Source organism: Cognatishimia sp. MH4019 (assembly GCF_020177595.1).
In the GTDB taxonomy this organism is placed as follows: Bacteria; Pseudomonadota; Alphaproteobacteria; order Rhodobacterales; family Rhodobacteraceae; genus JAHTBL01.
In genome coordinates, this window is sequence record NZ_JAHTBL010000004.1 from 128,597 (window position 1) to 144,182 (window position 15,586).

General features: G+C 61.6%; 16 protein-coding genes. 9 read left to right on the forward strand and 7 right to left on the reverse strand.

Going from position 1 to position 15,586, the window contains the following annotated elements:
* Positions 1–67 precede the first annotated feature (67 nt).
* Positions 68–859, forward strand: a complete 792-nt coding sequence (locus KUW67_RS08745) for a protein-disulfide reductase DsbD domain-containing protein (protein ID WP_224824917.1) — start codon at positions 68–70, stop codon at positions 857–859.
* On the opposite strand, the gene KUW67_RS08750 is transcribed toward KUW67_RS08745, so the two are convergent.
* From KUW67_RS08750 to KUW67_RS08765, 4 genes are all read right to left on the reverse strand, one after another.
* Positions 856–4,239, reverse strand: a complete 3,384-nt coding sequence (locus KUW67_RS08750; RefSeq protein ID WP_224824918.1) for an efflux RND transporter permease subunit — start codon at positions 4,237–4,239, stop codon at positions 856–858. The genes KUW67_RS08745 and KUW67_RS08750 overlap by 4 nt on opposite strands.
* Before the next feature lie 3 nt (positions 4,240–4,242).
* A complete protein-coding gene (locus KUW67_RS08755; protein WP_224824919.1) occupies positions 4,243–5,691 on the reverse strand; it encodes an efflux RND transporter periplasmic adaptor subunit in 1,449 nt (482 codons plus the stop codon).
* A 94-nt stretch (positions 5,692–5,785) separates the two neighbouring features.
* Positions 5,786–6,328 (reverse strand): molybdenum cofactor biosynthesis protein B, encoded by a 543-nt coding sequence (moaB, locus tag KUW67_RS08760; protein WP_224824920.1) that lies wholly within the window; start codon positions 6,326–6,328, stop codon positions 5,786–5,788.
* Between the two features lie 3 nt (positions 6,329–6,331).
* On the reverse strand, positions 6,332–7,099 hold the full coding sequence (locus KUW67_RS08765) for a uracil-DNA glycosylase family protein (RefSeq protein WP_370634940.1): 768 nt from the start codon (positions 7,097–7,099) through the stop codon (positions 6,332–6,334).
* Between the two features lie 93 nt (positions 7,100–7,192).
* Here KUW67_RS08765 and KUW67_RS08770 point away from each other — a divergent pair, with 93 nt between their 5' ends.
* From KUW67_RS08770 to KUW67_RS08800, 7 genes are all read left to right on the forward strand, one after another.
* A complete protein-coding gene (locus KUW67_RS08770; protein WP_224824922.1) occupies positions 7,193–8,143 on the forward strand; it encodes an aspartate carbamoyltransferase catalytic subunit in 951 nt (316 codons plus the stop codon).
* Between the two features lie 97 nt (positions 8,144–8,240).
* Positions 8,241–8,666: a hypothetical protein gene (locus tag KUW67_RS08775; RefSeq protein WP_224824923.1), complete on the forward strand. Its 426-nt coding sequence runs from the start codon at positions 8,241–8,243 to the stop codon at positions 8,664–8,666.
* Complete coding sequence (locus KUW67_RS08780; RefSeq protein ID WP_224824924.1) at positions 8,663–9,241, forward strand: hypothetical protein; 579 nt, start codon at positions 8,663–8,665, stop codon at positions 9,239–9,241. Before KUW67_RS08775 ends, KUW67_RS08780 begins: the two co-directional genes overlap by 4 nt.
* Complete coding sequence (pyrC, locus tag KUW67_RS08785) at positions 9,238–10,503, forward strand: dihydroorotase (RefSeq protein ID WP_224824925.1); 1,266 nt, start codon at positions 9,238–9,240, stop codon at positions 10,501–10,503. Before KUW67_RS08780 ends, pyrC begins: the two co-directional genes overlap by 4 nt.
* Before the next feature lies 1 nt (position 10,504).
* A complete protein-coding gene (gene plsY, locus KUW67_RS08790) occupies positions 10,505–11,110 on the forward strand; it encodes a glycerol-3-phosphate 1-O-acyltransferase PlsY (protein ID WP_224824926.1) in 606 nt (201 codons plus the stop codon).
* A complete protein-coding gene (locus KUW67_RS08795; RefSeq protein ID WP_224824927.1) occupies positions 11,107–11,364 on the forward strand; it encodes a hypothetical protein in 258 nt (85 codons plus the stop codon). Before plsY ends, KUW67_RS08795 begins: the two co-directional genes overlap by 4 nt.
* Before the next feature lie 51 nt (positions 11,365–11,415).
* On the forward strand, positions 11,416–11,895 hold the full coding sequence (locus KUW67_RS08800; protein WP_224824928.1) for a DUF805 domain-containing protein: 480 nt from the start codon (positions 11,416–11,418) through the stop codon (positions 11,893–11,895).
* Here the strand turns inward: KUW67_RS08800 and KUW67_RS08805 are convergent.
* The 3 genes from KUW67_RS08805 to KUW67_RS08815 form a co-directional block, all read right to left on the reverse strand.
* A complete protein-coding gene (locus KUW67_RS08805) occupies positions 11,892–13,262 on the reverse strand; it encodes a glutamate--cysteine ligase (RefSeq protein WP_224824929.1) in 1,371 nt (456 codons plus the stop codon). The genes KUW67_RS08800 and KUW67_RS08805 overlap by 4 nt on opposite strands.
* 97 nt (positions 13,263–13,359) lie before the next feature.
* A complete protein-coding gene (locus KUW67_RS08810) occupies positions 13,360–13,881 on the reverse strand; it encodes a hypothetical protein (RefSeq protein ID WP_224824930.1) in 522 nt (173 codons plus the stop codon).
* Positions 13,878–14,597: a 16S rRNA (uracil(1498)-N(3))-methyltransferase gene (locus KUW67_RS08815; protein ID WP_224824931.1), complete on the reverse strand. Its 720-nt coding sequence runs from the start codon at positions 14,595–14,597 to the stop codon at positions 13,878–13,880. The genes KUW67_RS08810 and KUW67_RS08815 overlap by 4 nt, the downstream gene beginning before the upstream one ends.
* A gap of 11 nt (positions 14,598–14,608) precedes the next feature.
* Here KUW67_RS08815 and ubiA point away from each other — a divergent pair, with 11 nt between their 5' ends.
* Positions 14,609–15,577 carry a 4-hydroxybenzoate octaprenyltransferase gene (ubiA, locus tag KUW67_RS08820; protein WP_224824932.1) on the forward strand — a complete coding sequence of 323 codons (969 nt, stop codon included), beginning with the start codon at positions 14,609–14,611 and terminating at the stop codon, positions 15,575–15,577.
* Positions 15,578–15,586 lie beyond the last annotated feature (9 nt).

Consider the following 15,586-nt stretch of genomic DNA (forward strand, 5'->3'; position numbering starts at 1 on the left):
GACGCGCCTCACGACAATTCGCGCGGATGTGACTTTCCATCCTCGCGCGGCCCCGTATCTTGCGAATATGACCTTTCGCGCATTTCTCATCACATCGTCCCTGCTCGCTGCTCCTGCGGCGACGCTGGCGCAGGATATGGTTGAGCTGGACGTGCTTCCCGGTTGGCGCGAAGCCGATGGTACACATATGGCCGCTTTGCGGGTGACGCTTGATCCCGGTTGGAAGACCTATTGGCGTGCCCCTGGAGATGCAGGCATCCCGCCCCAATTTGACTGGCGCGGGGCTGACAACATGCGAGCCGTCGCGTTTCACTGGCCGGTGCCGGATGTCTATATGACCAACGGCATGCGCACGATCGGCTATGAAAATCAGGTGGTTATTCCGATGCAGGTCACACCGCACGCAGATGGAGAAATCCGAATGCGCGGCTCGGTCCAGATCGGTGTATGTGAAGAGATTTGCGTGCCAGTCACCTTGAAGTTTGACGAAGCTCTTCCAGCCAAGGGTGCGCCTGATGGCGCGATCCGCGCAGCGCTGTCAGACCGGCCTCACAGCGAGGCAGAGGCGAGCGTGGCTGCCGTAACCTGTGCCGTCGATCCGATTGCCGACGGCCTGCGTATCACAGCCTCAATCGCGATGCCCGCCTTGGGCCAAGGCGAGGTTGCCGTCTTCGAGACAGCCGACCCCAAGATTTGGATTTCCGAAGCCGCCACCCGGCGTGAGGGCAATATGTTGACTGCCTCTGCAGAAATGGTCAGCCCGTCCGGACAGCCTTTCGCACTGAACCGGAGCGATGTCAGGATCACCGTCCTCAGCGCCGGACAAGCCGTCGACATTCGCGGCTGCGAAGCGGGTTAAGCCACGCGTCTCCGTGTGAGTGCGGCGAGGGCGTAACCCCCCACTCCGATGACTGAAACCACAACGGCCAGAAGGCCCAGCGCTGTCGGGAACGCTGGCGCACCTTCAAGCATCGGCAATACCTGAACGAGCGGCGCGGCAAGGCTGCCTTGCAAGGCGACGGGGCCGACGAGGACCACAAAGGCGAGACCCGTCAGACCGACCGCCGCCCAGACCAACCGGCGCGCAGGATGGGGTGCGCGCAAGCCGCGTCGCATCGCGGTTAATTGGCGCGAGACGTCCAGTTGCATGGCCATCAGCGCAGGCACCACGATCAGCACCAGCAGCATCCCGAAGCCCAAGCCATAGACCAGCGTGATCACTGTCGGCTTGAGGAATTGCGCTTGAGAGGATTGCTCGTATAGCAGCGGCGTCAGGCCCAGCACTGTCGTCAGCGTCGTCAGCAAAACCGCCCGCAGGCGGTCCGCTGCCCCGTCGATGATCGCAGTGATCCGATCCCGCGTCTTGGCGTATTCGTCGATGGTCGTAACCATCACAATCGAGTCGTTGATGATGATCCCCGTCATGCCGATCAGCCCCACGACCGAGAACATGCTGAGCGGCACGTCCCAGACGTAATGCCCCCAGATCGTTCCAACGAGCCCGAAGGGAATGATCGACATCACCACCGCAGGCCGTGTCCATGAGGCAAAAATCCAGGCCAGCGTCAGGTAGATCCCCGTCAGACAGAAAATCAGCCCAAGGCGCGCGTCATTCAGGAACTCATCTTCCTGCTCGCTTAGCCCTGCAAGCCGCCATTCGACCTGCTGCTCGGACGCGATGCGCGGCAGGATATCAGCCTCTAAGGCTGCCATAATCTCGGTCGCGCGGGCCGGATCATCTTCAGAGATATCGCCTGTCACTTCGATCAGCCGAATGCCGTTTTCGCGCCGCACGGTGGAGAAACCTGTCCGGCTTTCGACCGAGACGATATCGGCCAGTGGCACGTAATCACCCGCCTCGGTGCGCATCTGGGTGCGGGTCAGGAAATCCGCCGTCAACTCGCCTGTCGGCAGCTCGACCCTGATCTCAGCCGAGCGAGGTCCATCCGGGAATGTCGCCGCCTCGATACCGTTCAGACGGTTGCGCAGAACGCCACCCAGCGTGTCGATATCAAAGCCCAGTGCTTGGCCTTGGGCAGTCAGCTCAAGCACCAGCTCTTCCTTGTCATAGGCCAGATTGTCCTGCACAGCCGAAACCTCGGGATAGACCCGCAGCGCATCCTGCAACGCCTCGGACGCGGCTTTCAGCGTCTCGGCACTCGCGCCCGAAAACTCGACCGCCAATGCGTCCCCACCGGGACCCGAGCGCCAGCCACGGAAGCTGACCGTTTCGACCAGCGGGTGGCGCGGAACGGCGTCTTGCAGTTCGCCAACAAATGCAAAGGACGAATAGGGCCGCAAATCCGCGTCGATCAACTCGATCGAGATACCGCCAAGCTGGTCAATGTCTTTCGTATCGCTGCCTGACAAACCACGCCCCGCATTGCCCCCAATCTCGGCCATGACGAAATCAACCGGGTTGCGCCCATAGCGTTCCTCGTAATCCGCAGCCAGTGTGTCGACGGCGTCTTGCATCATGCGCATCTGCTCAAGTGCATCCTCGCGCGTGGCCCCCGGCGCCATAGCGAAATTGCCGGTCACAGAGCCACGCTCTGGCGCGTTGAAAAAGCGCCAATCCACGTCGCCCTTGATGAAAAGCGCGGCTTGGGAGGCCAGCGCCAGTACCGCCAGCGCGAAGACCGGATAGCGGGCGCGGATCACCAAAGCGATGAACGGGCGGAACAGGCTCTCGCGAACCCAACGGAAACCCTTGTTCACTTGCCGGGAAGGCCAGTCATACCAATGCTCTTTCGCCGTGTGGATCAGAGCACCTTTCATATGGTGCGGCAGGATCAGAAAGCACTCGACCAAAGACGCCGCCAGCACCGCGATCACGGTAAAGGGGATGTCGGCGATCAGATTGCCAAAGCGCCCGCCGATGGCCACAAGCCCAAAGAATGCAATGATGGTCGTCAGCGTCGCCGCAAAGACCGGAGAGGCCATGCGCCGCGCTGCCATTTCTGCCGCTGTTGCCGGGTCTTCGCCCAATCGTCGCGCGCGAAAATCGGCGTGTTCGCCCACGACAATGGCGTCATCCACCACGATGCCCAGCGTGATAATCAGAGCGAAAAGCGAGATCATGTTCAGCGTGATCCCAGCCAGATACATGATCCCCACGGCGGTCAGCATCGCCACGGGGATACCTGCCGCGACCCAAAATGCCGTGCGCGCGTTCAGGAACAGGAACAGCAGCATCACCACAAGGCCCAGCCCCATCAGGCCGTTATCCAGAAGAATGTTGAGTCGCCCTGTAATCGCCTCGGCCCGCGTGCGGATCAGATCGACCGAGACGCCTTCGGGGAGCGTCGCCTCCATCCGAGCGGCGACCTCTTCAACGGTTTCCTGAATACCGATGGCATCCCCTTGATCGGACCGGTCCACGCGGATCGACATGGCGGGTTCGTCGCCTACGAAATAGGCACGTTCCCGGTCGATGCCCAAAGCCGTGACCGTCGCGACATCGCCCACCGTCAGCGTCGTGCCATCTGTGTTCGAGCGCAGCACAATCGCCGCAATATCCTGCGCCGTGCGTTTCTCGACACCGGTGCGCACGCGGGTGCTGCCACCGGTGATATCGCCCGCAGGATCAGTGGCCACTTCGCCCGCAATCGCCTCTGCGATCTCGGCCATGGACACATCGTTCTTGATCAAAGCGACCGAGGGCACCTCGACCAACAGCTCTGGCGCGGCGATCCCGCGAATAGTCGTGCGGGTGACACCTTCGGCGAAAAGCCGGGTGACCAACTCGTCCGTATAAAGCCCCAGTTGATCGACCGAGACGGGGCCTGTGATAACCACATCCGTCACCCTGTCCCGCCACGCACCGCGGCGCACGGTCGGCTCTTCGGCCTCTTCGGGTAATGTTGTCACCGCATCGACCGCAACGCGCACATCATCTGTCGCGCGGGCCATGTCCCAACCCGGCTCAAACTCCAATGTGATAGAGGCGCTTCCTTCACGGGACCGGCTTTCGGTCTCGTCGACACCATCAACCGCCAGCAAGGCAGGTTCCAAGACCTGCACGATGGCCGCATCCACATCCTCCGCCCCGGCACCTTGCCAGGTGACATTTACACTGACGTTTTCGACAATCACATCGGGGAAAAACTGCGCCCGCATCCGAGGGCTGGCAGCGATCCCAATACAGATCAGAACGACCAACAGCAGGTTCGCCGCCGTCTTATGGCGCACGAAATAGGAAAGAACACCGCCAGTCAGACCCTGCACCTGCGCGCGCATGGCTTACCCGCCCAAACGCCCTTCCAGCCGCGTGACGATGCGGGCCGGAACGGCGGTTTGCTGAAGCTGCGCCAAAAGCCGCTCTTTCGCGGCGTCAGGCATGCGGTCGTTATTCTCGACAAACGCGACGAGCTTGGCGCGGCGCTCCTCTGTCAGCTCGATCATGTCGGGTTCCGGGGCCGGACCACCGCGCAAGGGGCGTACTTTCAGGCCCGCTCCCAGCAGAGGAGAACGCGCGGTGACAACCTCGCGGCCCGCAAGCGCGGTGGCTTCGATCAGCGCATCATCACCTTGCTGGCGCAGCACGGTGACAGGCGCTTCCTCTAGCCGCTCATCTTCGGACAAAACCAGCACTGTGCCAGCCCCGCTCACGGCAGCCGCGGGGATCAGTGCGACATTGTCCAACTCCTGCTCACGCACGCGGATGGTGACGAAATCACCGGGGCGCAGGGCAGCGTTCTGCTCGAGCTGGGCAAAAAGCTCGCGGCCTGTTTGGCCTTCCCCAACCGCCGCACTTTCACGAGAGACCTTACCGGGCACGACAATGTCAGCCCCGAACACATCTAACACCGCCTCAATCGGTGCATTTATCAGGCTGCCGGTATCGCTAAGTAAGCTGGCATATTGCGCGGTTGAGACCCGAAACGCGACTTCCAGCGCATTGGGGTCGATCAATTGCGCGATCTGCTCGTTCTGGGCAACGACGCCGCCAACGACCAGATCCACATCGGACAATGTGCCGTCAAAAGGTGCCGTGATGACCGTTTCACTGACCCGGCGCGCAGCCTCGTCCAGCACAATGCGCTGACGTTCGGAACTGATGGCGGATTGCTCCAGCCGGGCTTGCGCGGCAGCCACAGCCAGCCTGCGACCCAGAAGCGTTTGCTGCGCGGCTTGGGCGGCCAATTCGGCCGTTTCAATCGCCGCTTCCGTGCCAACTCCGCGTGTCTGCAGATCGCGCTGACGCTGGAGCGCCCGCGCCCGCAGATCAAGCTGGCTTTGGGCAGCGGCGGCTTCCTCTCGGGCCAGCTCCAGCGCGAGGGCAGCATCGCGTTCCTCCGCTTCAGCCTCACGCAGATCGGTGCGTGCACGGGCAAGGTTTGCGTCCGCCTCAAAGGGGTCAATGCGCACCAATTCTGTGCCAGCCGCAACCACACCACCTTCCTCAAACGCCTCGTCCAGCGCCACAACGCGTCCGCCTTCTGTGGCGCGAAGCTCAAGCGTGCGGCGGCTTCGCACCTCGCCAAAAGCGGTCAGCGTGGGCGCGATTATTTGCGGCGTCACTTCCTGGACATTCACCGCGAAAACCCGCTCGCGGGCCGGAAACGCGCGATCTTCCTGAGCCATGCGTTCTTGCACCGCGCCGGTCACCACGGCACCGGCCCAGGCAAGCAAGCCCAGCGTCATCGCCCAAAGGAACAGGCCAATCAGGCTGCGTCCCAGAAATCGCATCAACAGTCCCTCTCTGAAGGATGGGTAAGTCGTTCTGTAAACATAGGCTTACATCACCGATCACCAAATCACAGATGTGATACGGATGCGCGGGCTATTTCCGTCGCTTATGTTCGTCCAAACGCGGAAAAATCTCGACAAAGTTGCAGGGGCGGTGCCGGAAATCGAGCTGTTTGGCGAGGATACCGTCCCAGGCGTCCTTGCACGCACCGGGCGAGCCGGGCAGCGCAAAAAGATACGTGCCATTCGCCACACCCCCCGTCGCACGACTTTGAATGGCGGAGGTTCCGATCTTCTCCATCGAGATAATGGTGAAAATGGTGCCAAACGCGTCGATCTCTTTTTCGTAAACATCGCGATGGGCTTCGACCGTCACATCGCGCCCGGTCAGCCCTGTGCCACCGGTCGAGATAATGACGTCGATCTCGGGATCTTTGGACCAACTGCGCAATTGCTCTGCAATCTGGTCGCGTTCATCCCGAATTATCTCGCGCGCGGCCAAGACATGGCCTGCAGTTTCAAGCCGGTCAACGAGCACTTGGCCCGAACGGTCCTCCTCGATCTTGCGGGTATCAGACACGGTCAGCACGGCGATCCGCACCGGGATAAACTCAAGGCTTTCGTCAATTCTCGACATGGGTCAGCCTTTCAGGCGCGCTTGAAGGGACAGCAGATCGGCCCAAGCCTCGCGCTTGGCCGCCGGGTTTCTGAGCAGATACGCCGGGTGGAACATAGGCAGCACCGGCTTGCCCAGCGCCTCTCCCCAATTGCCGCGCAACTTGGTGATGCCCTTGCGCCCCAGCACACCCTGACAGGCGATATTGCCCATCACGACGATCAGTTCCGGCGCGGCGAGAGCCACATGCTTTTCGACAAACGGCATCATCATCGCGATTTCATCAGGCTTGGGGTCGCGATTCTGCGGGGGGCGCCATGGCAGAATATTCGTGATGTAGATCGGCGTCTCAGCGGCACGCCCCATCCCAATTGCGTCAAACATCTTGTCCAGAAGCTGACCAGCCCGCCCCACGAAGGGCTTGCCCTGCTGGTCCTCATCGCGTCCCGGCGCCTCGCCTATCACCATGACTCGCGCGCCCGGCACCCCGTCAGAGAACACCAGATTGCGCGCGCCCTTTTTCAGCTCGCACTGCTCAAACGCGGCCATCGCAGCGCGCAAACCTTCCAGATCGCCCGCCGCTTCAGCCGCTTTGCGCGCGACGGCAACCGGATCAACCTCGGCCATCGGAACGACCGGCGCAGGGGTCGCCGCCTTCGTTTCCAGCTTCGGCGGTTTGGCCTCCAACGCATAGCGGTTCACCGGCGTGTCACTGATCGCGTCCGTCGCGCCCAGTTCGATCTGCCAGTCCAGCAGCGCCTTCATCTGATGAAAATCGCTCATGTCGGTCATATGCCGAAGCTATGCCCGAACGCGCGCAAGGTAAATGCCTTGCCGCCCGCGCACGCGCTGAATATAAACCCGAAAATCATCGGGACGCGCAGCATGAGTTTTCGGGCCAAGCATCTTCTGGGGATCGAGCATCTCGGCCCCGATGAAATCACGACATTGCTGGATTTGGCCGATGATTACGTGCGGTTGAACCGCCAACAGATCAAGCATGGCGACGCGCTGGCGGGCCTGACCCAGATCAACATGTTCTTCGAGAACTCGACCCGCACGCAGGCCAGTTTCGAGCTGGCAGGCAAGCGGCTGGGTGCGGATGTGATGAACATGGCGATGCAGGCCTCCTCGATCAAAAAGGGCGAGACGCTGATCGACACGGCGATGACGCTGAACGCGATGCATCCCGATCTGTTGGTCGTGCGCCACCCCCATTCCGGGGCCGTGAACCTGCTGGCTGAAAAGGTGAATTGCGCGGTGCTGAACGCAGGCGACGGCAAGCATGAGCACCCGACCCAAGCGCTTCTGGATGCGCTGACCATCAGGCGCGAGAAGGGCCGCCTGCATCGCCTCAACATCGCGATTTGCGGGGATATTGCTCATAGCCGCGTGGCGCGATCGAACATCCTGCTGCTTGGCAAAATGGAGAACCGCATCCGCTTGATCGGCCCGCCAACGCTGATGCCCTCCCAGATCGACCAGTTCGGTGTCGAGGTCTATGAGGACATGCGCGAGGGGCTTCAGGACGTCGATGTTGTCATGATGCTGCGGCTTCAGAAAGAGCGTATGGATGGCGGCTTTATCCCGTCGGAACGTGAGTATTATCACCGCTACGGGCTCGACGCGGAAAAGCTGGGCTTTGCCAAAGACGACGCCATCGTCATGCATCCCGGCCCCATGAATCGCGGCGTTGAAATCGACGGGACGCTGGCTGATGACATCAACCGATCCGTCATTCAGGAGCAGGTCGAGATGGGCGTTGCCGTGCGCATGGCCGCGATGGATCTTCTGGCGCGCAACCAGCGGGCCACCCCGCAAGAGGTGATGGTATGAACGAACCCAAAGACCCCAAAATGTCTGGCCGCGTTGCGATGATTGCACTGATCGTCATGGCGGCGCTCGTCGTGCTTCTTGTTGTGGGAAGCGGCTGATGAGTGACCCACGCGCCTTGGCTGATGGTGAGCACCTGATCGCGGAATTTCCCGCGGATCGCGCCACCTATCTGCGCGACCATTCCGTCATGGCCGCGATTGCCATGGGCGGCGCGATGCTGGTTCTATGGTGGATGGGCAACCCGCATATCTGGACCGGCGCTGTCGCAGGCCTTGCCGCCATCGCAATTCGCGGATGGTATCTGCAATCCGAAGAATTGTCCGTGACATGGCTTCTGACCGACAGCCGCCTGCTTGGCCCGCCAGGCCGAACGGTGATGTTGCGCGACATCACCAAAGTCCGTGGTCTGGGCAGCGCCGTGCAGGTTGTCACCGAAAAGGGCGACAAGCATCTGATCAAATATCAGGCCGACAAAGACGCCGTGATCGCCCGTCTGCGCGCCGCCAGCGGGGCCCCGGAATGAGCGACCAACTCGCCGTCAGCGCCAATGAAACCGGCCTCTACCGTATCTTCTCGATTGATCTGCCACCGGCGCAAATCGAAGCGTTCACAACGCCGGAACCCAACGCCATTGGCGATGATGACTATCCCCTGCGCGATGCGCTGGGGCTGTCCTATCTGGATGAACAGCATGTCCAGATCCTTGATCAGACAGAACTCAAAACCATCGGGATCGAGACCTATATCACCGACGGGTTGGGCGTGCCAAAGGATGTCTACGCCGATGCCCTGCCGCGTCTCAACAGCCTTGAGGGCCATATCGCCGTGATCGCCAGCGCCGCATTCGAGGGCCCCGACATCATCGTCCCCTCTGCGCCCGTCACCTTTGTGACCGCCCTGCGCGAAGACAAACCGCAGACCGCGTTTATCGATCTCAGCACGACAAGCGCGCAAGGCGTGATTGATGCCCGTGTGTCGGGCAAAACCGATCCGCCGCCGCGCATGCCATTAACCAGCCTGCTGGTCATCCTCATCGGGCTGGTGGTGGTCGGCTACGGAGTTTACGTTTTGCTCGCATCTCTGGGTGGCACATCATGACGCCGAAAATTCTGACAAACCTTCGTCTGATCGACCCTGAAGCTGGCACCGAAACCGAAGGCTGGCTGCGGATTGAGGCGGGCCGCATCGCGGAAATCGGTGAAGGCCATCGCGACGGCACCGATTGCGGCAGCAAGGTGCTGGCCCCCGGCATCGTCGATATCGGCGTGAAAATCTGCGAACCGGGCGAGCGTCACAAGGAAAGTTTCCGCACCGCAGGGGCTGCCGCTGCTGCTGGTGGCGTGACCACGATGGTCACCCGGCCAGATACGCTTCCCGCCATCGACAGCCCTGAAACGCTGGAATTTGTGAACCGCCGCGCGCAAGAAGCTGCCCCCGTCAACGTTGTCGCCATGGCCGCACTGACCAAAGGCCGCGACGGGCGCGAAATGGTCGAGATCGGCTTTTTGAAAGACGCAGGCGCCGTTGCGTTCACCGATTGCGATCACGTCACGACCAACAACAAGGTGCTGTCGCGCTGCCTGACCTATGCCCGCAGCCTCGGTGCTCTGGTCATGGCCCATCCGCAGGAACCGGTGATGTCGTCCGGGGCGGCAGTGACCTCGGGCAAGTTCGCCTCGCTCCGCGGTTTGCCTGCCGTGTCGCCCATGGCCGAACGCATGGGGCTGGAGCGCGACATGGCGCTGGTTGAAATGACAGGCGCGCGCTATCACGCCGACAGCTTGACGACCGCGCTGTCTCTGCCTGTTCTGGAACGTGCCAAGGCCGCCGGTCTGGACGTGACAGCTGGGGTCAACATCCACCACCTCACGCTCAATGAACTCGACGTCGGTGACTACCGCACCTTCTTCAAGATCAAGCCGCCGCTGAGGTCCGAGGACGACCGCAAAGCCATGGTCGCCGCTGTCGCGAGCGGTTTGATCGACTGCATCTCCAGCTTCCACACCCCGCAGGACGAGGAAAGCAAGCGCCTGCCGTTCGAGGAAGCTGCCAGCGGTGCCGTGGCCCTTGAAACCCTGCTGCCCGCCGCGATGCGCCTGTTTCATTCCGGCGATCTGAGCCTGCCGCAACTGTTCCGCGCGCTGTCGTTGAACCCCGCGAAACGGCTCGGCCTGAACGCAGGCCGCATGGAGGTCGGCGCCCCCGCCGATCTGATCCTTTTCGACCCGGATGCGCCTTTCGTGCTCGACCGCGAGAAGCTACGTTCCAAGTCAAAGAATACACCTTTCGATGGCCAGCGCATGCAAGGCCGGGTGCTGGCGACATTCGTTGGCGGCACCTGCGTCTACGGGGACCTTTGAGATGCCGTTCCTGACCTCTGATCCGACGACATTGATGCTTTGGGCCGTTATTGGTTACCTCTTTGGCTCGATCCCGTCCGGCATGATCCTTGCGCGGGTGATGAACCTTGGAAACCTGCGCGAGATCGGGTCCGGCAATATCGGAGCCACCAACGTCCTGCGCACCGGCAACAAGGCCGCCGCCGCGCTGACGCTGCTGTTTGATGCTGGCAAAGCCATCGTGCCGCTTTTGCTTGCGCGCCATTTCGCGGGCGAAGATGCCGCTCAACTTGCCGCCCTTGCGGCCTTCATCGGCCATTGCTTTCCGGTCTGGCTAAAGTTCAAGGGCGGCAAAGGCGTCGCCACGCTGATCGGCATCTATCTTGCGCTCTATTTCCCCTTGGGCCTCGCGGTCTGCGCGACCTGGCTCGTCTGCGCGGTAATCTCGCGCTATTCATCCTTGTCAGCGCTGCTTGCCGCGGGCATGGCTCCGGTCTGGGCCGCCCTGTTGGGCGCGGGCAGCGCGATTTTACTGGGCTTTGTGCTGGGTCTTTTGACCTATGCGCGCCATTGGCAGAACATCCAGCGCCTGCGCGCGGGCACAGAAAGCAAGATCGGTCAGAAGTGACATCTTTTCTCGACGCGCTCACTGCGATTCCACGCGGGACATCGCGCGGGCGCTATAACGGCCGTCCTTACGCGATCAGCAAGACGACCTATGCCGGTGGAAAGTCGATAAAGCTGGTCGCAGAAGAGTTGGGCGGCCCTGATTATATCAGCCTCAACCCTTATCAGCCTGCCAGCGGCCCGCTGCTCAAACCGTGCGAGATGCCCGCCGAAAAGGTCATCGCCTTTGTCACGGGCGTTGTGATCGAGGGTTGATTTCGCCCCATCGCCTGAGCCAACCTGCGCTCATAGACAAGGAGCCTTCCGATGCAGATGCCGTTCGCCATTGCCGTTCAGAAATGTCTGTCCAACTACGTGACCTTTTCGGGCCGCGCCCAGCGCTCGGAATACTGGTGGTTCGTGCTGTTCGTCATTCTGGTCTGTGTCGCAGCGGCGATCCTCGACAATCTGTTGGGCATCACCTTCAACGATGACGGAGACGGCCCGATCCAAAGCCTTGTCGGTCTGGCCATTCTGCTACCGATGATCTCGGTCGCGGTGCGGCGCTTGCATGACACGGACCGGTCAGGTTGGTGGTGGTGGATTCAACTGGTCCCGATCGTCGGCTTTTTCGTTTTCCTGTACTTCGCCTGCTCGCGCGGCACCGAAGGCCCCAACCGCTTCGGCCTTGACCCGTTGCGCAGAGGCTCGGGCGATGGCGGAAGCTCGGGCGGCCCCCGTTTCGACCCCGCGGATTTCGACGACGCGCTGACGCCGTCCCGCGTGCCGAACGTGCCGCGCGACTAGTAGGAATACTCGCCGTAAATCTTCGTCAGATCGCCGCCCCAGTCGCCGTGATAGCGTTCCAGAAGCTCGTCGGCGGGGGTCTTCCCGCTTTCGATGCTGTCCTTCAGCGCGTTCAGGAAATGGGTCTCGTCCGGCACCATACCACCCGCACCGGGGCGGGCGCGGGCTTTTAGGCCAGCCTCGGCTATCGCAACCGCTTCGCGCGCCAGATCGTGCATGTTCACGCCGCCAGCCTTCGCTTGCAAACCATCCTGTGACGCGGCCACGCGCAGCGCCTCGCGGGTGTCCGCATCAAAGCCCTTCACCAGATCCCATGCCGCATCCAGCGCGCCTTGGTCATAGGTCAAACCAACCCAGAAAGCAGGCAGCGCACAAAGCCGCCGCCACGGGCCACCGTCAGCGCCGCGCATCTCGATAAACTGCTTCACACGGGCTTCTGGGAAGATCGTTGTCAGATGATCCGCCCAGTCTGAAAGCATCGGTTTCTCACCCGGCAATGCGGGCAGTTCGCCTTTCATGAAATCGCGGAAAGACTGGCCCAATGCGTCGATATAAACGCCGTCGCGATAGACGAAATACATCGGCACATCGAGCGCATATTCCACCCAACGCTCAAATCCGAAGCCATCCTCGAACACAAACGGCACCGTGCCCGTACGATCCGGGTCAAGGTCACGCCAGATGCGCGAACGCCAGCTTTTGTGCCCGTTTACCTTGCCCTCGAAAAACGGCGAATTGGCGAAAAGGGCGGTGGCCACGGGTTGCAACGCAATCGCCACGCGCATCTTCTGAACCATGTCGGCCTCGGAGGAAAAATCGAGGTTCACCTGCACCGTGCAGGTCCGATACATCATGGATTTTCCCATGGTTCCGACACGGTCCATATAAGCATCCATCAGCTTGTAGCGCCCCTTGGGCATCTGGTGCATGTCCTTATGCTCCCAGATCGGAGCCGCCCCCAGCCCGATGAACCCCACGCCGATCTTGTCAGCGATGTCCTTAACCTCGCGCAAGTGGACATTCACCTCGTCACAAGTCTCGTGGATCGTCTCCAAAGGCGCACCCGACAGCTCAAGCGCGCCGCCCGGTTCCAGCGAGATATTCGCGCCGTCCTTGGTCAGACCGATGATATGGCCCGCCTCTTCGACAGGGGCCCAACCATAGCCGTCGCGCAGCCCTTCCAGCATCGCGCGGATCGACCGTTCACCTTCGTAAGGCAGCGACTTGAGCGTATCTTTGCAATACCCGAACTTCTCGTGCTCGGTCCCGATACGCCAGTCTTTCTTGGGCTTACTCCCGTCAGCCAAATACTCAGCCAGTTGCTCGTGGCGCTCTATCTGGCCACCGCCGGATTGGGGAATAGACATTGCTGGGGGGCTCCGGGCGTTAGGGTCTAAGGATGTCAGTGGTGAGACGAAATGGCGTGGCTGTCAATCACGGCAAGGGCTGTGCCCATGCACAAGATTATGTGAGGCGACGCACCGTGCTGCTCTCGTGCTGCCAAATTGTGACTGGCGCAGCGGGCGGATCGTTCATCACGCGCAACATATACTGGGTGTTAAGGCCCTTGAGCCCTTCGAACGCATCAAAAAGCGCCTCGGCCCCTTCTGCGTCCATCGGGATAAAAAGCGGGTCATGGCCGGTCTGTTCCAGCACCCAATGAGGTGGCGTCTGGCGAGGGTCAAAGCTGAGGCGGTTCATTTCGCGGATCGAAACGGCGCCACCAGTCAGCGGCCCGAAGTAACTCACAGCGCCCTCAACGACGTTCACAACGCCTGCGCCGCCAGCCCCGTTGCGAAAACGCGCGCGCTGAATACCGGCAACGAGCAGGATGCTTGCCCCAATGCAGATCGCGACCCCGATCCAGACCGCAAGACCGCGCCCGGTCAGGATCAGTACAAGCCCGAGGACATCCAGCCCGGCACCCACCAGCACCTCGCGGAACCGCATGATGGTCTTCTGGGCCTCTGGTCGAATAAAGCTCATCGCCAATCGCCCAGCGCCGTTTGCCAAAGCGTGAGCGCTGCGACCGCCGCCGTGTCGGCGCGTAGGATACGCGGCCCAAGGCTGACCGTGGTGGCAAACGGCAACGCCGCCAACCGCGCGCGTTCTTGTGGTGAAAAGCCGCCCTCGGGCCCGATCAGGATCGCCCACGGCCCTGGATCGCCATCCAGTTCCAACCCAGCGCCGACCTGCTCTTCATCACAAAACATCAACCGCCGCCCTTCCGGCCAGTGATCCAGCACAGCACCCAGCTTTTGCAGCGCAGCCACCTCTGGCACGAAGGTGCCGCCGCATTGCTCTGCCGCTTCAACCGCATGGGCCTGCAAGCGGTCCTGGCGGATACGCTCAGAGTTGGTAAACGCGGTCTGCACCGGGCAAATTCGCAAGGCCCCCATTTCGGTCGCTTTCTCGACGATAAAATCCGTCCGCGCCTTCTTGATCGGCGCAAAGAGCAACCAAAGATCGGGCGGTGGTTGCAGCGGCTTGGTCTGACGAACGCAGCGCAGCACACCGCCCCGCTTGCCCGCCTCCACAACCTCGGCCGCAACCTCGCCATCGACACCGTTAAACAGCAAAATCTCGGCCCCGACCCCCAGCCGCATCACCCCAAACAGGTAGTGCGCATGGTCGCGGGTCAGAGGAACCGTTTGCCCCTGCCCCAAGGCGTGATCTACATAAAGCCGAACGATGGATGCCATGGGCGGACCTTATGACCGACACCGGCCAGAGACCAGAGCAGAACGGCCAAGTTGCCGACGCCGTGAAAGGCAACTGGGTCGACACGCTCGCCCCGGTTTCGACGCGCCCCTATCTGCGCCTCAGCCGCGCCGACCGGCCCATCGGCACATGGCTTTTGCTGCTGCCCTGTTGGTGGGGCCTGATGCTTGCGACCCTGCACACCGGCACCGCAACGCTTTACGACGCATGGATCGCGCTTGGCTGTGCGATCGGGGCTTTCCTGATGCGCGGCGCAGGTTGCACTTGGAATGACATTACCGACCGCGACTTCGACGGCTCGGTCGAGCGCACCAAATCGCGCCCCATCCCGTCGGGCCAAGTCACGGTCAAAGGCGCTGTGATCTGGATGGTGGCCCAAGCCCTGATCTCCTTTGGCATCCTGCTGACCTTCCCGCCCGCTGCGATTCTCATGGGTGTCATCGCGCTGGTGCCCGTTGCGATCTACCCTTTCGCCAAACGCTTCACATGGTGGCCGCAGGCGTTTCTTGGCATCGCCTTCAACTGGGGCGCGCTGCTGGCATGGGTCGCCCATACCGGCAGCCTCGATTGGCCGCCTGTCCTGCTTTACCTTGCAGGCATTGCCTGGACGCTGTTCTACGACACGATCTATGCGCATCAGGACACCGAAGACGACGCCCTGATCGGCATCAAATCCACCGCGCGCCTGTTTGCCGAAAACTCGCCCCGATGGCTGCGCAATTTTTTGATGGCTACGGTTATGCTGATGGCGCTGGCCATCCTTCTAGCCCTGCTACCAAACGGAAACCCGCTGCAACTGGTCCTTGCGCTGGCCGCCCCTTGGGCAATGGGCTGGCACCTTGCATGGCAGCTTAGGCGCTTTGATGCGGACGATCACGAAGGCTTGACCCGCATCTTCAGGTCCAACCGGGATGCAGGCCTGATCCCGGTGCTGTTTTTCGCCTTGTGCCTTCTGGCGTGATTGCACCCG